This window comes from Methylobacillus draconifructus, from assembly GCF_045984355.1.
Lineage (GTDB): Bacteria > Pseudomonadota > Gammaproteobacteria > Burkholderiales > Methylophilaceae > Methylobacillus > Methylobacillus flagellatus_A.
The window spans coordinates 245691-265145 of record NZ_JBJQII010000002.1; the positions used below are offsets into that span (position 1 = coordinate 245691).

Genomic DNA, 19455 nt, shown 5'->3' on the forward strand with positions numbered 1-19455 from the left:
GCTCGGCAACGACCGGTTGTTCAAGGTAGGCGCCCGCATGCCTGGTTGGCCGGCAGGGCGATATCAATCTTCTTGGGATAAGCCAGTTTGAGCTCGGACATCAAGGCGATGAATTCCTCGCGGCTACGGCCACCTCCCAGGCGCTGATTGTGCAGGCGCTCATGCCCCACTGTCGAGTGCAACCTGCCGTGATAGTCGTGGCCTGGATACACGATGGTGTCGTCCGGCAGACTGAAAATCTGCTGGTGGATGCTGTCGTAAAGCTGCCCGGCGTTGCCCATCTGGAAATCCGTCCTGCCGCAGCCGTCGATCAGCAACGCATCGCCGGTAAAGACTTTGTCGCCACAGACGTAGCTGACGCAACCATTGGTATGTCCCGGGGTATGGCGCACCTCGAAATCCAGCGTGCCCACGATCAGGTGCATGCCATCCGTCACCAGCAAATCGCCGCACATCGCCCCAGCGTCGCGATGCACCACGCTCTTGCTGTCCAGCCTCTGCCTGAGCAGATCGGCGCCGGTCACGTGATCGGCATGCACATGGGTTTCCATGGTATACACCAGCTTGTAGCCGGTTGACTCAAGCTCGGCGATATAGGTATCCACATCCGAGGCCACGGGGTCGATCAGCACTGCCTGCTTGGTTTTATCGCAGCCCAGCAAATAGGTATAGGTCGAACTCTCAGGCTCGAAAAACTGCTTGAACACGATATGGCCCTCGCTAAACGATAGATTCAGTCTATTCAGCAAAAAAGGTGCCATCAGCAACAAGAAAGTAAATTCTGTATATTAATCATAAGGTAAAAAAAACTTATGGCACCAACATGAACGTTTCAACACTTAAAATGAAACATTTCGTCATGTTTCATGATGTAGAATTGAAACGCCACATTGAAACATCATATTCCCATGTCCTTACCGCTAGCCGAACAAATTGCCCAACTCATGCCAGACGCCGCCGTGATTACGGTGAACCGCGATTGCAGCGTCCGCTATTGGAGCCCAGGCGCCGAGAAACTGCTGGGCCTCCCTGCCATGGACGCGATGAACCAGGCAGGACTAGCCGGCAATCAATGCGATAGCTGCCAGGCGGCCTATGAGGTCACACCCCACGACAAAGTGGACGGTCGCATCCTAATGCTACAGACAGCTGGGGGGCAGTCGCGCATGGTCAAGAAATACACCATGCCGCTGTTCGATGACCAAGGGCGCTTCGACGGCGGCATCGCCGTGCTTATAGCCTATCCCGCCATGCCGATAGCAGATACCGCCCATGCCGTGCCCGTGCCAGGCAAACCCTATCACGGCATGATCAGCCACGACCCGGTGATGCAGAATGTGTTCGCCATGATCTCCCGCGTGGCCCAGACCGACCTGCCCGTGCTGGTACGCGGCGAGTCCGGCACCGGCAAGGAACTGGTGGCACGCGCCATCCACGAAGAAAGCGCACGCAAGGGCCAGCCCTTCATCGCCATCAACTGCGCGGCACTCAACCCCAACATCCTAGAAAGCGAGCTGTTCGGCCATGTAAAAGGAGCATTCACCGGCGCGGTACGCCAGCATATCGGTGTATTTGAGCAGGCGCGGGGCGGCACCCTGTTTCTAGATGAAATCGCCGAGATCCCGCTGGACCTGCAGGCCAAATTGTTGCGAGTGCTTGAAACTGGGGAATTCACGCCCCTTGGGGGCGAGCGCAGCTATATCGCAGACGTGCGCATCATCACCGCCACCCACCGCGCATTGCGCGCAGAGGCTCAGTCCGGGCGCTTCAGGCATGACTTGCTTTACCGGCTACGCGTCATCCCGGTCTTCCTGCCGCCGTTGCGCGAAAGGCGGAATGACATTCTGCTGCTGGCAAAACACCTGCTTCGCGAACAGACCAATGGCGCCTTGATACCCCAGATGACACCAGCCGTGATCGCATGTCTGACGCAATACGACTGGCCTGGCAACATCCGCGAACTGCGCAATGTGTTGAGTTACGCTTGGGTGATGTCGGACGGTTCCACCATAGGCTTGCAGCATCTCCCTACCGAGATACTGGAGAGTGCCGACAAGACAATTTCAAAAGATATGCCCGCATCGCGTCGGCAATGGAAGCTGGACGAAATCAAGGCTACAATCGAGCGCCACCACGGCAACCTGTCGCAAGCCGCCCAGGCGCTGGGCATCAGCCGGACGACCTTATGGCGCAGGCTCAAAGGAGCTGGCTAGTCATTTTTACCGGCTGCACGGTCGACAAACATCTGCATTAGCCAATCGTCCATCAGGGATTTCTCGTAGCGCATGGCGTCCGAACTGTTCATAACGGCACGAAGTTGGTAATTCAGGTCTCCCAATTGCACTTCGCCCTCATCCAGCACCTTACCCTCGGCATCCTTGAGCTGGTAATTCAATTCAATCCGCGGCGGATAGATGTGCCGGATCATGCGGACATCATGGCTAGGTGTATTCCATGGCTCGAATCCGCCTGCCATGTCGATGTCCTTGACCGCAATATTCAACTGCTCGCCATCAGCAAGATAAGCTGCCGCTTTTTTCATCACATGTTTGCTGAACTGGTCAAGGTAGCTTTGATTGGGTGGCCCGTGGTAAGTACTGGAAACATCGGTAAACTTTTCGGGATTAATATATTCCAAAATCACCGGAGGCTTGGGCACCTCGCCAGCATGAGCTGCTAATATCGCCCACCCCATCATCCAGCATGCCTGGATTATCCTGCTCCACATGTTGCGCCCTTTCTGCTTATCTTCCATGCCAATAGACATTGGCTCGGCCAAACAATTCTCTCAGCCTCCCGCAAAACAAATAAGCCGCATAAAGCGGCTTATTTCACAGTGGACCAACTTGAAATTGCTACAACAACCTAACTTGCTACCTCAGAGATCGGGATAATCTTCTTGGCATATTCCGGCATCTGGTCGAAATTGAGGTACTTGTAGATATTGTCGGCGTTCTTGCTGAGCTTGTCGCCTACCGTCTCCAGGTATTCCTCCTGCGTCGGGATGCGGCCCAGGCGGGCGCAGACAGCGGCCAATTCAGCAGAGCCAAGATACACGCGCGCATCCTTGCCCATGCGGTTGTCGAAGTTGCGGGTCGAGGTCGAGAACACGGTGGCACGGTCAGCCACGCGCGCCTGGTTGCCCATGCACAGCGAGCAGCCAGGCACTTCGGTACGCGCCCCGGCCACGCCAAACACGGAATACACGCCCTCGTCGCGCAGTTGGCTCTCATCCATGCGCGTAGGTGGCGCAATCCACAGGCGCGTCGGGATGCTGCCGGCGCCTTCCAGCACCTTGGCCGCTGCACGGTAATGGCCGATATTGGTCATGCAGCTGCCGATGAAGACTTCGTCGATCTTGTCGCCCACCACGGCGGACAATGGCTTGATGTCGTCCGGATCGTTCGGGCAGGCCACCAGCGGCTCCTTGACCTCGTTGAGGTCGATTTCGAGCACGTAGGCGTATTCGGCATCCTTATCGGCTTCCAGCAGTTGCGGGTCGGCAAGCCAGGCCTCCATTGCCTCGATACGTCGCTGCAGGGTGCGGGCGTCTTCATAGCCGTTGTCTATCATATTCTGCATCAGGACGATGTTCGACTTGAGGAACTCGATCACCGGTTCCTTGTTCAGGTGCACGGTGCAGCCGTTGGCGGAACGCTCGGCAGAGGCATCGGCAAACTCGAACGCCTGCTCCACCTTGAGGTCGGGCAATCCCTCGATTTCGAGGATGCGGCCGTTGAAGATGTTCTTCTTACCTTGTTTGCCTACGGTCAGCTCGCCCTTCTGGATCGCGGCATAGGGAATCGCGTTCACCAGGTCGCGCAGGGTGATACCGGGCTGCATTTCGCCCTTGAAGCGCACCAGCACGGATTCCGGCATATCCAACGGCATCGCGCCCATCGCGGCGGCAAACGCCACCAGGCCGGAACCGGCCGGGAAAGAAATGCCGATCGGGAAGCGGGTGTGCGAATCGCCGCCGGTGCCGACGGTATCGGGCAGGATCAGGCGGTTGAGCCAGGAATGGATCACGCCGTCGCCGGGACGCAGGCTGACGCCGCCGCGGCTGGAGATGAATTCCGGCAGGCTGTGCTGCAGCTTGATATCGACCGGCTTGGGGTAGGCTGCGGTGTGGCAGAAGCTCTGCATCACCAGGTCGGCCGAGAAGCCCAGGCAGGCGAGTTCCTTGAGTTCGTCGCGCGTCATCGCGCCAGTCGTATCTTGTGAGCCGACGGTGGTGATCTTGGGTTCGCAATAGGTGCCCGGGCGCACGCCCTTGCCTTCAGGCAGGCCGCAGGCGCGTCCCACCATCTTCTGCGCCAGAGTGTAGCCCTTGCCGGTGTCTTCGGGCGCAACCGGCTGGATGAACAGATCTGAAGGCGGCAGGCCCAGCAACTGGCGCGCATTGTTGGTGAGGCCGCGGCCGACGATCAAGGGAATGCGGCCGCCCGCGCGTACTTCGTCCGGCATGGTCAAAGGCGCGAGGTCGAAGCTGGCGATTTCTTCGCCCGCGGCATTCAGCACCTTGCCGTCATAAGGGCGCACCACGATCACGTCGCCCGTGCTCATCGCGCTCACGTCGCACTGGATAGGCAAGGCGCCAGAGTCTTCAGCGGTATTGAAGAAGATAGGCGCGATCTTGCCGCCCAGCACTACGCCGGCGGTGCGCTTGTTCGGGATATAGGGAATATCGTTGCCCATGTGCCATTGCACGGAGTTGATCGCGGACTTGCGCGATGAACCGGTGCCGACCACGTCGCCGACATAAGCCAGCGGCAGGCCTTGTGCCTTGAGTTTTTCCAGGGTCTGCAAGCCGTCCGCCATCTTGTTGATGAGCATGGCCTTGGCGTGCAAGGGAATGTCGGGGCGCGACCAGGCCTCCTGCGCGGGCGAAAGGTCGTCGGTATTGGTTTCGCCATCCACCTTGAACACCACCAGGCGCATTTCTTCCGGCAGCTTGGGGCGGCTGGTAAACCACTCCCCGGCGGCCCAGGACTCGATCAGCGTCTTCGCATGGGTATTACCTGCCTTCATTTTCTCTGCCACGTCATGGAAGGCGTCGAACATGAGGATGGTGTGCGACAGCGCCTTGACGACGTCAACGGCCAGCGGGCCGTCTAGCAAGGCGACCAAGGCCTGCACGTTGTAGCCGCCCAGCATGGTGCCCAGCAGCTTCACGGCATGTTGCGGGCTAACCAGCGGCGATATTGCCTCGCCCTTGGCAATATCTGCGAGGAAGGCTGCCTTCACATAGGCGGCCTGATCCACACCGGCAGGGATGCGGTTTTCCAGCAGGTTGACGAGGAACTGTTCCTCGCCAGCGGGAGGATTCTTCAACAGTTCGACCAGGGCGGCCGTTTGCTCTGCATCCAGCGGCAAAGGGGGCAGGCCGGCGGTGGCGCGTTCTTCTACATGTTTACGATAAGCGATTAGCATGGTTTTCCATTAACTTCGTGATAGCGGTAGGCTGCAACGCATATTGTCTATTTCCCGCATGGCGCCGTTGCGGCGCATTTCCAAGGCAGCGTTCGCTGCTGGTTGCCAATATGGCTTGCATGGCCTGAATAAGCGAATTATACAGTGTTGCGGCTGGCTTATAAATCGCCGGCAATGTGCTGCATGCAATGAACGTGCCTGTTTTCACAGGATTTTTTAGAGAATGAATCTTGTTTACATCTCTCCCAGTCAATAGCGCATGTATTTTTGCAGTTGCTGCAGCACAACCTCGTCACCTCAGTCATGTTTTCTTCATCGATTCACTAGGAGAATCCCGGGAGGCACGGCACCCTCAACAATGACGCTGCCAGCCCAATGCACCGCTTTGGCGCAGCAAGGGGCGCCAATATGAACACTGCTGGCATGGGCACCGCGAGAAAAACGGGTGAAGCCGAGATTTTGTCAATCGCAGATGTCAGGTAAAATCACGTTTTTCCAACGCTGGCAGAGCGGCTTAGATCAAAGTTGCAGCTGAGATCAAAATTGCCCTCGCGCCTGCGCTCACTACCATGCAAAAAGGTTTACCGATGGAGCTCACACCTCTTAACGCACTTTCCCCCCTCGATGGCCGCTATCAATCCAAGCTCGATCCCTTACGCCCCTATTTCAGCGAATATGCGCTGATCCGCTTCCGTGCACTGATCGAGGTGGAGTGGCTCAAGGCCCTTGCTGCCGAAACGGAACTCAAGGAAATCGCGCCATTCAGCCCGGGCACCATCGCAGAGCTGGACAAGGTGATCGCGGCCTTCGGCGAGGCGGATGCCGCGCAGGTGAAGGCGATTGAAGCCCGCACCAACCACGACGTCAAAGCCCTGGAATACTGGCTCAAGGAACATTTCGACGGCAACCACGAAATCCGCGAAGTCAGCGAATTCATCCACTTCGCCTGTACGTCCGAAGATATCAACAACCTGTCGCACGCATTGATGCTGAAAAATGCGCGTGACGAAGTCATCGTTCCCTCGATCGACAACATCATTGCGCGACTGACCGAGCTTGCCCACGAGCTGGCCGACACCCCGATGTTGTCGCGCACCCACGGCCAGACCGCCTCCCCCACCACGCTGGGCAAGGAGCTCGCCAATGTGGTGTACCGCCTGCGCCGCCAGCGCGAGCAGCTCGCCGGCAACGAAATCCTCGGCAAGATCAACGGCGCGGTAGGCAACTTCAACGCCCACCTTTCCGCCTATCCCGAGTTCGACTGGGAAAGCTTTGCCCGCAAGTTCGTCGAGAGCCTGGGCCTGACCTACAACCCCTACACCATCCAGATCGAGCCGCACGACTACATGGCGGAACTTTACGACACGGTCGCCCGCATCAACACCATCCTGATCGACATCGACCGCGACATCTGGGGTTATATCTCCCAGGGCTATTTCAAGCAGAAGGTGAAGGAAGGCGAAGTCGGCTCCTCCACCATGCCGCACAAGGTCAACCCGATCGACTTCGAGAACTCCGAAGGCAACCTGGGCCTGGCCAACGCCGTGCTGCGGCACCTGGCGGAAAAGCTGCCGATCTCCCGCTGGCAGCGCGACCTGACCGATTCCACCGTGTTGCGCAACATGGGCGTCGCGCTGGGCTATGCCCTGCTCGGCTACGACTCCTGCCTCAAGGGACTGGGCAAACTCGAGGTCAACCGCCAGCGCCTGGAGGAAGACCTGGACAACAATTGGGAAGTGCTCGCCGAACCGATCCAGACCGTGATGCGCCGATACGGCGTGCCCAACCCTTACGAACAGCTCAAGGCGCTCACGCGCGGCAAGGGCGGCATCAACAAGGAATCCCTGCATGCCTTCATCCAGGAGCTCAAGATCCCCGCCGAGGCCAAGCAGGCGCTGCTGGAACTGACCCCCGCCACTTACACAGGAAAAGCTAGCGCACTTGCAAAATCGATCTAGAGAAACCCATATCCTGGCGCTGTTACGCCCTCATTGCGCCCAAGTTATTTCTCTATCCTTCCAGGCCTTGCGCGCTTGTTCTCTAGCGCTCGTGGCCTGGTTCCTGCTCTTGAACCAAACCGGCCACGCTGCGGAGAACCGTTACAGCGTCGATATCGACGCTCCGTCCTCCGTCGACGACCTGCTGGAGAAACACATGGATATCATGCGCTGGCTCAACAGCCCGCGCATGAATACCGCCGAGTGGCACCGGCTATTGCAGGCCGCCCCGCGCAATATCGAGGACCTTCTGGCCACCGAGGGCTATTTCTCGCCCACCATCGAGCAAAGCCTCGAGACCAGTACGGAAGGCAACACCACGAGGAACCGCGCCAAGTTCACGGTCCAGACTGGCGACCCGGTCACCGTCCAGGAAATCGATATCCGCTTCACGGGCGATATCACCAATCAGGCCAGCGGCGAAAAGCCCGAGCCTGCGCAACTCATTGAAAACTGGTCCCTCAAGCAGGATATGCGCTTCAGCCAGGACCGCTGGTCCAGCGCCAAACGCGGCCTGCTCAGCGGTCTGGTGCTGCAACGCTACCCCAATGCCAAGATCACCAACAGCAAGGCCGAGATCGACGCTGCCAGCAACAAGGTCAAGCTGATGGTGGAAATCGACAGCGGCGCGCCTTTCCGCTTCGGCGGCCTGGAGGTTAACGGCCTGCAGCGCTACCCGCGCAGCTTGGTCGAGAACATCAACCCGATCAAGCCTGGCGAAACCTACAGCCAGGCTCGGCTGCTGTTTTTCCAATCTGAATTACAAGCCAGCGGCTATTTCAACAATGTCGAAGTCACTTCTCATACCGACAATACCGACCCGGAAGCCGCGCCCATCGTCGTCAACGTCACCGAAATGCAATCGGTGCAGGTCGGTATCGGCGTCGGCGCCAGCACCAACACGGGCGCACGCACCACGCTGACCTACCAGGACCTCAACCTGTTCAACCGCGGCTGGCGCTTCACCAACACCTTGAAGATCGAACAGAAAGCGCAATCGCTCAATTCCCTGATCCGCCTGCCCACCGACAAGAACGGCTACCGCGACAGCTTCAATGCCGACCTCAACCGCCTGGATATCGAGGGCCAGACCACCTCTACCCTGGGCACCGGGGTAAAGCGCTCATGGGGACCGCGCAGCTTCGAGCAGACCATAGGGGCGGCCTACCTGCTGGAGCACGTGGCGATTGATGGCAGCGAATCCCAGAACAACTATGCCGCCACCATCTCCTACGGCATCACCTTGCGCCGCATCGACAATGAACTAAACCCCACGCGCGGCTACTTGTTCAATGCCTTGTTCACCAGCGCCCCGCTCGATGTCATGGCCAACGGCAAATTCCTGCAAAGCTATGCCAAGACCCAGGCTTACTACCCACTGACGCGCAAGACGCAATTCATCACCCGGCTCGAAGGCGGCATCGTCAGCGGTGCCGACAACGCTCCCGCCACCTACCTGTTCCGCGCCGGCGGAGACCAATCGGTGCGCGGCTATGCCTACCAGAGCCTGGGCGTTGCCGACGGCGACGCCGTGATCGGCGGGCGCTACCTGGTCACCGGCAGCATTGAGGTGATCCAATGGCTCACGGAGTCATGGGGCGCCGCCGCATTCGTGGATTTCGGCAATGCGGCGAACAACACGCGCGACCTAAAGCCGGTATATGGTTACGGCCTGGGCGCCCGTTTCAAGAGCCCCGCAGGCCCAATCGGCGTCGACATCGCCCGCGGCCAGGAAACCGGCGAATACCGGCTGCACTTCAACCTGGGAGTCACTTTCTGATGGCAAAGCGGCTGCTGCTCATCCTGCTGTTGTGGTTCCTGCCCTGCATCGGCCCGGCATATGCCTTGATCCAGCTCAGCTCCAGCCTGCAGGACCTGCATTACGATGCCGGCAACATGGAGATCGACCTGTTGCAGTTCGACAGCCACCTCAGGCTGCTGCCCACGCGCGAAGGCCGCCTGCGCGTGGACCGGCTGCACGCGCAGCGCCTGGTCATCACCATGAAGCAGGCCCCGGCAGACGATAAGCCGGACGAACCAGCCAGCAGCCTGCCCGAGCTGCCCGATACCATCCAGGTGCCGTTCCCCATAGAGGTGGAACAGGCTTCCATAGCCGAAATCGAGATCGTCTCCGGCAACAGCCGCCAAGTGCTGCAGCATGTCACCCTCAACATGGCGGCGGACAGCAATACCATCCGCCTGCAACTGTCGCGCGCGGAGACGCCCTGGGGCGACATCACGGCCGAAGTCGCGCTGCAGAACCGCAAGCCGTTCCCGCTTTCCGGCAATATCCACGTGCGCCAGGCGCAAGGCGACATGCCCTACGACCTCAACACCATCCTCTCCGGCGACCTACAGGCATTGCGTTTCGAGATGCACAACCTCTTTGCCATGCAGGATCAGTTGCCCGCCATGGTAGCAGCCGATAGCGCACTACCTGCCGCCGGCAAGCTGGATATCGCCGGGGAAGTCACCCTGGAAGGCGACCTGCCGCTCAAGCTCGACATCCGCCTGCGCGACCTGGACCCGAAAGCATTGGGCCAGGCGACCGACGCCCGCCTGAGCGCCGACCTCAGCCTCAACGGCAAACTGCTGCCCGCCGCCGACCTCACCGTGGCGTTCAACAGCCTGGATAGCCAATGGCGCGGCCAGCCCCTGCAGGCCAAGGCCAGCCTGCGCTTGCTCGGCAACACCCTGGACAGCATCCAGCTGGACGCGGCGCTAGGCAGCAACCGCATCACCGCAAACGGCAGCCTCGGCCAGCCTGGCAGCAGCCTTGCTTGGCAAGCGGCTTTGCCCGCATTGAATGCCTTGGGCCCGGCATTTGCCGGCAAGGCCGAAGCCAGCGGCACGGTAGCCGGCGAGTTCGACGACCTGCGCGCGCAATTCCAGCTGCTCGCGGAAAATCTGCGCCTGCCGGGCAATGTCACGGCACGCAAAATCAGCGGCAACGGCAGCCTGCACGCCATGGGCAATCTTGATGCAACGCTCGATGCCGAGGGCCTGCGCATCAACCAAGGCAGCTTCATGGACGGCAAGATCGCCCTGAACGGCAACCGCGCGCAACATGTGCTCAAGCTGGAAGCCGCCGGCACCGGGCTGAAGCTGCAATCCACCCTCGCGGGCGGCATCGACCCCACCGGGGCCTGGATAGGCGCCTTGCAGCAATTCGAATACCAATCGGAAGCCCCCATCAAACTGCAGGCCCCGGCCCCCATCCGCTACGACGCGGCCGGGCTTGCCGTAGACAACCTGGTCCTGCAGTTCAAGCAGGGCAGCATCAGCCTGGATGCGCTACGGCAAAGCGCCAGCGGCCTGCAGACGCACGGCCGCATTGAGCAACTGGCCTTGCAGGACATCCCGCCGTTGCTGTTTTCATTGCCCGCCAACCTCAAGGGCAACCCGGTATTTTCAGGGCAATGGGACATCGATGCCGGGGAATCGCTCAATGGCGCCGTCACGCTGCAGCGGGAATCCGGCGACCTTGCCGTGGTGCGCGAAGGCCAGCCCGAGCAGCCGCTCGGCCTCAGCGAAGTCAAATTGCTGCTGGCGATGCGGGATAACCAGGTCGACCTGACGGCCAGCATCCGCGGCAGCAAGCTGGGCAATATCGCAGCCAGCCTCAATACCAGCGTCACCAGCTCGGCCGGCACTTTCAGCCTGGAAAGCAACGCGCCGTTGCAAGCCAGCCTGACGGCGGATATCAACAGCCTTGCCTGGCTGCCTTCTCCCGAAGTCCAGGCGGACGGCACGCTCAACGTCAGCATCAATGCCGACGGCAGCATCGGTAACCCCAACCTCGGCGGCAACATCCGCGGCCGCAACCTGACCGTCAGCCTGCCTGCCGAAGGCGTCAACCTCACCAACGGCCAGCTTGACGCCTCGTTGTCGGGCGACAGGCTCACGCTGGACACGCTGCGCTTCACCGGCGGCAAGGGCACCATCAATGCCAGCGGCGGCATCCGCCTCGCAGCGGGCAAGCCGGAAATGGAAATCGACTGGCTATTGGACGACTTCACGGCCGCAGAACGCACCGACCGCACGGTGGTGTTGAAAGGCAGCGCGAAAACCACATTGCAGGATAACCAGCTCACCTTGGATGGCGACCTGCGCATCGTGCGCGGCTTGATCGAACTGGCCCCCGAAGGCGCGCCGCAGCTAGGCAATGACGTCGTCGTGATCGGGCGCGAGCGCGAGGAAGAAAGCAGCCCGCTGCAATTCACCATCGGCAGGCTCAGGATCAACCTCGGCGACGAAGTCGTCGGCATCGTCGACCCAAGCAAACAATTCCTGCTGCGCGGTTTCGGCCTGGACGGCTACCTCACCGGCATCCTCACCCTGTCGGGCAGCGTACCCGACAGCTTGCGCGCGGAAGGCTCCATCGTCGTCGGCGGCACCTACATGGCCTATGGGCAGTTGCTCAACATCACCAAGGGCATCGTCAACTTCAGCGGCCCCGTCGACAACCCGGGCCTCAACATCATTGCCATGCGCCAGAATCAGACCGTGCAGGCCGGCGTCGAGATCACCGGCAATGCGCAGATGCCCACCGTCAAGCTGGTTTCAACCCCCAGCGTGCCGGACAGCGAAAAACTCTCCTGGCTGGTGCTGGGCCACGGCCTCGACCAAGCAGGCAAGAACGAATTCGCCATGCTATCGCTCGCCGCCGGCGTCCTGCTCTCCCAGGGCGATTCCGTGCCCCTGCAGACCAGGATGGCCCGCGCCGCCGGCCTCGACAGTTTCAGCATAGGCGGCAGCGACGTGGAAAGCTCCACCGTCAATTTCGGCAAGCGCCTATCCTCCAAGCTCTACCTCAGCTACGAAAAGAGCCTGACCGGCCTGCTCAACGTCGCCAAGCTAACCTATACCATCAGCCGGAACTGGTCTGTTGTGTCGCAAGCCGGGTCGGAGAGCGCGGTGGATGTGCTTTATACTTTCCGCTTCCAATAATAAATCCAAGGAAGTATCAACATGCACCATACCGAGACTGGAAGCCCTCGCCTGGCAATATTGATTGATGCCGACAATACGTTCAAATTCATCAATGTCGTCGATGAATTATTGGAGGAAATCTCGAAATTCGGCGATGTCAGCATTCGTCGCATTTATGGTGACTGGACCGAAACCAGGATGCAGCGTTGGAAAGAAATTCTGCCCAAATATGCAATTCAGCCTATCCAGCAATATGCCAATACAAAAGGCAAGAACTCGACCGACAGCGCTCTCATCATTGATGCCATGGATTTGCTATACAGGGCGCCCCTGGATGGTTTTTGCATCGTATCCAGTGATAGCGACTTTACCCGATTAGCGACACGATTACGTGAATCGGGCAAGCAAGTTTATGGTTTCGGCGAACAAAAAACCCCTGACTCCTTGATCGCGGCATGTAATAAATTTATCTATATCGAGATTCTTTCAAAAGAAAAACCATCTGATAATCCAGAGTCCCCGCCAGCGTCAACGCCAGAATCTCCTTCGAGCACGGAATCCAAACCCAAGGTTGGCTCACCGTTATCCACAACGCCAGCAGCCTCTGCGCCTGGCGTACGCAAAAGCAGTCGAGAGCTGGCTATGGATACACGTTTGATCACGCTTATTCGCTCTGCGATCAGCGCATTGTCCGATGACGATGGTTATGCCCATATTGGGGAAACAAAAAAACATATGACCAAGAATTTCCCAGCCTTTGATTCACGCAACTATGGTTACAGCAAGTTCAGCGAACTTATTAAGGCCACTGGATTATTCGAGCTTGATAAAGCTAAACAACGAATCAAGGACAAGCGCAAAAAATGATTAACATCCTCGTCCTCTACTACTCCCAAAACGGCTCCATCCGCGAGATGGCCAAGCTCATCGCGCGCGGCATTGCTTCCGTCGAGGGCGCGCAGCCCAGGTTGCGCACGGTGCCCAAGGTATCCGCCAATCATGAAGCGACGGAACCCGAGATTCCGCAAAGCGGCGACCCTTATGTCGAGCTTGCCGACCTTGAGGAATGCGCGGCATTGGCATTGGGCAGTCCGACCCGCTTCGGCAATATGGCAGCGCCGATGAAGTATTTCCTCGATGGCACCAGCGGGCTCTGGCTCAAGGGCGCGCTGATCGGCAAGCCTGCCGCGGTGTTCACTTCCACTTCCTCCATGCATGGCGGACAGGAGAGCACGCTGCTCTCGATGATGATTCCCTTGCTGCACCACGGCATGCTGGTGCTGGGCCTGCCCTATTCCGAGCCTGCGCTGGCTGCCACCAGCACGGGCGGCACGCCTTACGGCGCCAGCCATCTTGCCGGAGTGATGAACGACAAGCCAATCAGCGCCGAGGAAAAAGCGCTGTGTATCGCGCTGGGAAAACGCCTGGCGGAAACTGCCGTCAAGCTCAAGCGCGGCGGCTGAAACTGTCTGTCACATTTTTTACGCGATTGTTGTCGGATGGGCGTGAAAAGCGCTCCATGACTCGGTTATAATAAAAAAATGCGTATTCTTCTTTCCAATGACGACGGCTATTTCGCCCCCGGGCTCAATATCCTGGCCCAGCACCTGGCGAAGGTGGCGGACATCGTGGTGGTCGCCCCCGAGCGCGACCGTAGCGGCGCCAGCAATTCCTTGACGCTGGATCGCCCGCTGTCGGTGCATAAAGCCAGCAATGGCTTTTATTATGTCAACGGCACCCCGACCGATTGCGTGCACCTCGCCGTGACGGGCTTGCTCGACGAATTGCCCGACATGGTGATTTCCGGCATCAATGACGGCGCGAACATGGGGGACGACACCATCTATTCCGGCACCGTCGCCGCGGCCACCGAGGGCTTCCTGCTCGGCGTGCCTTCATTTGCCGTCTCCATGTCGCGCCACGGCGTACAACATTTCGAGACGGCGGCACGCTTCATGGTCGGCCTGGTCGAGCGCTACCAGAAGGACCGCTTTCCGCCGCCCGTGCTGCTGAATATCAATGTGCCGGATGTGCCGTTCGAACAGATCCAGGGCACGGAAGTCACGCGCCTCGGCAAGCGACACAAGGCGGAGCCTGTGATCAAGTCCACTACGCCGCGCGGCCAGACCGTCTACTGGATCGGCGCGGCAGGCAGCGCGCAGGATGCCGGGGACGGCACGGATTTCCATGCCGTGAGCCAGAACCGTATATCCATCACGCCCCTGCAAATCGACCTCACGCAATACAGCCAGCGTGAACAGGTCAAGAACTGGCTTGCGCTGTAAAGCATGAGCAGCACGGCATTACGTGGCATCGGCATGACTTCCCAGCGTACGCGCGAGCGCATGGTGGGGCGCCTGGGCGAGAAAGGCATCAAGGACGAGGTGGTACTGGCGGCCCTGGGCGCCATTCCACGCCATATCTTCGTCGACGAGGCGCTGTCCTCGCGCGCCTACGAGGACGGCTCGCTGCCGATCGGCTTCGGGCAGACCATTTCCCAACCCTACATCGTGGCGCGCATGACCGAGATCCTGCGCAACGGTGGCCCGCTCGGAAAAGTGCTGGAGATCGGCACCGGCTGCGGCTACCAGACTGCCGTGCTTTCCAAGGTTGCCAAGGAAGTCTACTCGGTGGAGCGCATCCGCCCGCTGCTGATGAAGGCGCGCGGCCATTTGCGCGAATTGCGCCTTGCCAATATCAAGCTCAAGCATGCCGACGGCACCATGGGCTTGCCGGAACTGGCACCTTTTGACGGTATTATTGTCACAGCGGCTGCGCGCCATATCCCGCAAGAGCTGCTTGAACAGCTTGCCGTGGGGGGACGCATGGTGATCCCCGTCGGCACCGAAGAACAAATCCTGTACCTGGTCGAGCACATCAAGACGGCAACAGGCTCTGAATACAGACAAAGTAAACTGGAAGCGGTGAAATTCGTGCCGCTGCTAGGTGGAACCAACTAATGCAATGGACTAAGCAAGTCAACAAATCCTGGCTCGTCAGCCTATTCCTGATCGGTCTGGCCGGCTGCAGCACGACCGAGCACGCTCCGGTGGTGGACCGCGCGCCGGCAGCCAAGCCGCCGGTCACCACACAGAGCAAGCCGAGCGCCGGCCAGCAATCCAGCGACTGGCGCCCCAATACGCATACGGTCAAGAAAGGCGACACCCTCTACAGCATCGGCCTGGAATATGGCTTCGACTACAAAGAGATTGCCCAGCTCAACAATATCGCGCCGCCGGCCTACACCATCCATATCGGCCAGCAGCTTAACCTACCTGCCCGCATGGCAGATGCAGCCCCGGCAGCCAGCCCGATTCCAGGCCAACCGGCCAGCATTGCCGATGGCGATGTCATCATCACACCGCTCAACCTGGATGGCGGCAGCGGCCCCGCCACTGTGACAGGCCAGACAGGCACCGCCACGCCGGCACCCGGCCAGCCGCTATTGGTGGTTGAACCCAAGGCGCTGCGACAGCCATACAGCGAAGCGGCTCTGAACGCTCAGGTGCCTGCACCGCAACCCCAGGTCGCGGCAGCGCCAGCGGCGGCCACGCCTGCAACCGCAACGCCAAGCACGCCAACTGCAGCCCCTGCCCAGGCAGCGGCCGCGGCGGCCTCATCCGCCACGAACAGCATCGAAGGCATCGACTGGGCATGGCCTACCAACGGCAAGGTGATCGCAGGCTTCAACGATTCCGCCAGCACCAAGGGGCTGGATATCGGCGGCGCCATGGGGCAGCCCGTGCATGCGGCCGCACCCGGCAAGGTGATTTACAGCGGCTCGGACCTGCGCGGCTACGGCAAGCTTGTCATCATCAAGCACAACAATACTTTCCTCTCGGTCTATGCCCACAACAGCAACATCCTGGTGAAGGAAGGCCAGCAGGTCACCCGCGGGCAGAAGATTGCAGAAATGGGCGATTCCGATACCGACAAGGTCAAGCTGCATTTCGAGATTCGCCGCCAGGGCAAATCGGTAGACCCGAGCAAATACCTGCCGTCATCCCCGGGCTAGAGACAGCCTCCAGGAGCCAGCCAATATGAGCAAACCTGCGCGCAACCCCGATGCCAAGCCAGAATCCTTGCTCGCTACCTTGCTGGCCGCCCTCCGGCTGGGATTGATGCTGGTCGGGATCGTCGGCATTGCCGTGCACTTGTTCAATGACGAAGGCTGGCTGGACCGCTCCATGGCCTGGGTATTTTCCGGCACCTGGACGTTGCTGGCCGTTCCCGCCGCGATATTGGTCATCTATCTTGCCAACCGCTGGTTGACAGCCCCCAGACGCGGCGAATTGAGCAAGCGGGGCGACCTGCCGCTTTACCTCATGATGGGGATAGGCGTATTTTTCCTGTTCCGCCTGATCAGCACGGGCGGCTTCTGACTCCTGAACCCTTTTTGCTTTACTGGACTTACTAGGCCGCGCCCCCGCCCTGCCAAACCGGCCCTGAGCCGTCAGGCGGAGGCATCCAGCCATTGCTTGAGGATCACGGCCTCGTTATGCAACTGGTCGCGGGCCGCATATATCAAGGTGATGTCTTTTTGCTGCGCGAGTTTCTGCAGTTCCGGCCATGCCGGGTTATTTTTCAATTCGGCACGATAGCACCGCTTGAATTCCTGCCATTTCTCCGGGTCGTGCCCGAACCATTGCCGCAGCTCGGTAGAAGGCGCGACCTCCTTGAGCCAAAGGTCGATGCAAGCTTTCGCCTTTGCCAATCCGCGCGGCCAGAGCCGGTCTACCAGCACGCGCGTGCCATCCGACTTGGCCGGAAGTTCATAGGCGCGCTTCAACATGACGTTCATGATGCTCTCCATGTGGCTTGATCATCCATGTACACCGGATGGTAGCAAATAAAAATGCCGCCCACTTTCTCAAGTGGGCGGCACTCAATATGCTTCTATACATCAAGCCTGATTGCTACTTGGCGGCTGCCTCCTGCTGTGCGTAATACTCGCGCACCTGGGTCATGTCGTAGGCCCTTGCCCACTCGATGATCTTGTCCAGCGCAGGAGCGCCGATCTCGCCGACCTGGGCATGAATGCCGGCCTGCTCGCGGATCACCAGGATGCCCGGGATCTTGTCGACCTCGAAATACTCGCTGATTTCCGGGTCTTCCTCGGTATTCACCATGCCGAACACGATATCCGGGTTCTGCTCGGAAGCAGCCTCGAAAACAGGCGTGAAAGCGACGCACGGCTGACACCAGGGTGCCCAGAAATCGACGATCACAAAGTCATTGCTCTCGATGGTTTGCTTGAAGTTGGCTTTTGTAAGCTGCAAAACAGGCATGATTAAATCCCGGCTAATGGATGGAATTTTTCATTATAACAGACCTGTATACCGGCAACTCAGACAATGGGCTTGCCCCAGGCACTGTCGAAGAACAACTCGCCCAGTTCGCGACGGCTGCGTGCCGCCAGCTCACGCTCCTTGGCTTCCCCTTCCAGCGTTGCAGGGTCGGCTGCATAGCCTACCGAGACCATGGCAATGATCTCGATCTGCTCGGGGATAGCAAAAGCGGCGCGCAGCTTGTCGGCGTCAAAGCCTGCCATCTGGTGCGCCATCAGCCCCAGTGCGGTTGATTGCAGGCAGAGGTTTTCTGCGGCCGCACCGCTGTCATACGCTGCCCAGCGGTTGGGCTTGCCGTTATGGTGGAACTTGGTGTCCGCGGCGATCAATACCAGGAGCGGTGAATTCTTGACCCAGCCCTGGTTGAACTCCACCAGGGTGTCGAAGGCCTTTTGCCATGCCGCGGCATCCTTGTTCTTATCCCAGACGATGAAGCGCCACGGCTGGTCGCCGTAGCAGGATGGCGCCCAACGGGCTGCCTCCAGCAAGGCAATGGTCTGCTCGTGGCTAACCGGCTTGCTGGCGTCATAGGCGCGGCCGCTCCAGCGCTCGGCAATGGTGGAATCGATGGGTACGCTGGTGACTGCTGGTTTTCTTGACATCTTATTATCCTTGTAGAGTTGGGTAATCGGTATAGCCCTTGGCATCGCCGCCATAGAATGTGGCTTGGTCAGGGGTATTCAGCGGCGCATCCTGCCGGAAGCGTTCCACGAGGTCGGGGTTGGCAATGTACAACGCGCCGTAGGCGACCGCGTCGGCATGGCCTGAGGCAATCGCGGCATCGCCCTTGGCCTTGTCGTAGCCGAGGTTGGCGATGTAGCCGTCCTTGAAATGCTTGCGCAGCGCGGAAAAATCGAACGGCGGCACATCCTCGCCGCCCATGCCGCCTTCCACAACGTGCAGGTATGCCAGGCCAAACGGGCTGAGGCTGTCGGCCACATGGTTGAACAATGCCTGCGGGTCGGAATCGCTGATATCGTTGAACGGGTTCAGCGGCGAGATGCGCACGCCGACACGGTCGGCGCCCGCTACCTCGACCACCGCCTTGGTCACTTCCAGCAGCAGGCGCGTGCGGTTCTCGATACTGCCGCCGTATTCATCGGTACGATGGTTGGTGCCGTCGCGCAGGAACTGGTCGAGCAGGTAGCCGTTCGCGGCGTGAATCTCGACCCCGTCGAAACCGGCCTCGAGCGCATTGCGCGCGGCACGAGCATAATCCGCCACGATGCCTGGCAGCTCCTCGATCGCCAATGCACGCGGCGTGACGAAATCCTGCAAGCCTTCGTAGGTGAAGGCCTGGCCTGCCGGCTTGATGGCGGAAGGCGCGACCGGCAAGGCATTGCCGGGCTGCAGGGATGGGTGCGAGATACGGCCCACATGCCAGAGCTGCAGCACGATCTTCCCGCCCTTGGCATGCACAGCCTGGGTGACCAGCTTCCAGCCTTCGACTTGCTCGGGATCGTGTATGCCCGGGGTGGCGGGATAACCGTGCCCAGTGGCGGAAATCGGCGTCGCCTCGGTGATGATCAGCCCGGCGGAAGCGCGCTGGGCGTAATATTCTGCATTGATGGGTTGCGGCACGTTGCCCTTGCCGGCGCGGTTGCGGGTCAAGGGTGCCATGACGATGCGGTTCTTGAGCGCGATGCTGCCCAACTTGGTCGGGCTGAATAAATCGGCAGACATGAATTTCCTCCGTGATCAAACAACAAAACGCCGCGCAAGCGGCACCTGCGGGCGTTTCAGGT

17 protein-coding genes are annotated in these 19455 nt (G+C 59.7%); 10 read left to right on the forward strand and 7 right to left on the reverse strand.

The window, feature by feature from the left end; translation table 11 throughout:
• Positions 1-20: 20 nt before the first annotated feature.
• Positions 21-707 carry an MBL fold metallo-hydrolase gene (locus ACJSDX_RS04935; RefSeq protein ID WP_510355932.1) on the reverse strand — a complete coding sequence of 229 codons (687 nt, stop codon included), beginning with the start codon at positions 705-707 and terminating at the stop codon, positions 21-23.
• A 201-nt stretch (positions 708-908) separates the two neighbouring features.
• Between ACJSDX_RS04935 and ACJSDX_RS04940 the strand changes: the two genes are divergently transcribed.
• Positions 909-2213: a sigma-54 interaction domain-containing protein gene (locus ACJSDX_RS04940; RefSeq protein WP_407993756.1), complete on the forward strand. Its 1305-nt coding sequence runs from the start codon at positions 909-911 to the stop codon at positions 2211-2213.
• Here the strand turns inward: ACJSDX_RS04940 and ACJSDX_RS04945 are convergent.
• Positions 2210-2755, reverse strand: a complete 546-nt coding sequence (locus ACJSDX_RS04945; RefSeq protein ID WP_407993757.1) for a DUF3016 domain-containing protein — start codon at positions 2753-2755, stop codon at positions 2210-2212. The genes ACJSDX_RS04940 and ACJSDX_RS04945 overlap by 4 nt on opposite strands.
• A gap of 110 nt (positions 2756-2865) precedes the next feature.
• Positions 2866-5433, reverse strand: coding sequence for a bifunctional aconitate hydratase 2/2-methylisocitrate dehydratase (gene acnB, locus ACJSDX_RS04950; RefSeq protein ID WP_407993758.1), 2568 nt, complete (start codon positions 5431-5433; stop codon positions 2866-2868).
• 587 nt (positions 5434-6020) lie between these two features.
• Between acnB and purB the strand changes: the two genes are divergently transcribed.
• The 9 genes from purB to ACJSDX_RS04995 all read left to right on the forward strand — a co-directional run bounded on the left by purB (position 6021) and on the right by ACJSDX_RS04995 (position 16744).
• Entirely contained in the window at positions 6021-7391 is a 1371-nt protein-coding gene (gene purB / locus ACJSDX_RS04955) for an adenylosuccinate lyase (RefSeq protein ID WP_407994008.1), read from the forward strand.
• Positions 7392-7500: 109 nt separating this feature from the next.
• Positions 7501-9210, forward strand: coding sequence for an autotransporter assembly complex protein TamA (locus ACJSDX_RS04960; RefSeq protein WP_407993759.1), 1710 nt, complete (start codon positions 7501-7503; stop codon positions 9208-9210).
• A complete protein-coding gene (locus ACJSDX_RS04965; RefSeq protein WP_407993760.1) occupies positions 9210-12380 on the forward strand; it encodes a translocation/assembly module TamB domain-containing protein in 3171 nt (1056 codons plus the stop codon). Before ACJSDX_RS04960 ends, ACJSDX_RS04965 begins: the two co-directional genes overlap by 1 nt.
• A 21-nt stretch (positions 12381-12401) precedes the next feature.
• Entirely contained in the window at positions 12402-13229 is an 828-nt protein-coding gene (locus tag ACJSDX_RS04970) for an NYN domain-containing protein (protein WP_407993761.1), read from the forward strand.
• A complete protein-coding gene (wrbA, locus tag ACJSDX_RS04975; protein ID WP_407993762.1) occupies positions 13226-13825 on the forward strand; it encodes an NAD(P)H:quinone oxidoreductase in 600 nt (199 codons plus the stop codon). Before ACJSDX_RS04970 ends, wrbA begins: the two co-directional genes overlap by 4 nt.
• 78 nt (positions 13826-13903) lie before the next feature.
• Positions 13904-14647, forward strand: a complete 744-nt coding sequence (gene surE, locus ACJSDX_RS04980; RefSeq protein WP_309566806.1) for a 5'/3'-nucleotidase SurE — start codon at positions 13904-13906, stop codon at positions 14645-14647.
• 3 nt (positions 14648-14650) lie between these two features.
• Complete coding sequence (locus ACJSDX_RS04985) at positions 14651-15322, forward strand: protein-L-isoaspartate(D-aspartate) O-methyltransferase (RefSeq protein ID WP_287111133.1); 672 nt, start codon at positions 14651-14653, stop codon at positions 15320-15322.
• Positions 15322-16377 (forward strand): peptidoglycan DD-metalloendopeptidase family protein, encoded by a 1056-nt coding sequence (locus tag ACJSDX_RS04990; protein WP_407993763.1) that lies wholly within the window; start codon positions 15322-15324, stop codon positions 16375-16377. The genes ACJSDX_RS04985 and ACJSDX_RS04990 overlap by 1 nt, the downstream gene beginning before the upstream one ends.
• A gap of 25 nt (positions 16378-16402) precedes the next feature.
• Positions 16403-16744, forward strand: a complete 342-nt coding sequence (locus ACJSDX_RS04995; RefSeq protein ID WP_407993764.1) for a hypothetical protein — start codon at positions 16403-16405, stop codon at positions 16742-16744.
• Positions 16745-16815: 71 nt separating this feature from the next.
• On the opposite strand, the gene ACJSDX_RS05000 is transcribed toward ACJSDX_RS04995, so the two are convergent.
• The 4 genes from ACJSDX_RS05000 to ACJSDX_RS05015 all read right to left on the reverse strand — a co-directional run bounded on the left by ACJSDX_RS05000 (position 16816) and on the right by ACJSDX_RS05015 (position 19393).
• Entirely contained in the window at positions 16816-17163 is a 348-nt protein-coding gene (locus ACJSDX_RS05000) for a DUF488 domain-containing protein (protein ID WP_407993765.1), read from the reverse strand.
• A 115-nt stretch (positions 17164-17278) separates the two neighbouring features.
• Positions 17279-17650, reverse strand: coding sequence for a thioredoxin family protein (locus tag ACJSDX_RS05005; protein WP_309566799.1), 372 nt, complete (start codon positions 17648-17650; stop codon positions 17279-17281).
• A gap of 59 nt (positions 17651-17709) precedes the next feature.
• Entirely contained in the window at positions 17710-18312 is a 603-nt protein-coding gene (locus ACJSDX_RS05010) for a nitroreductase family protein (RefSeq protein ID WP_407993766.1), read from the reverse strand.
• A 4-nt stretch (positions 18313-18316) separates the two neighbouring features.
• Positions 18317-19393, reverse strand: coding sequence for an alkene reductase (locus ACJSDX_RS05015; RefSeq protein WP_407993767.1), 1077 nt, complete (start codon positions 19391-19393; stop codon positions 18317-18319).
• Positions 19394-19455 lie beyond the last annotated feature (62 nt).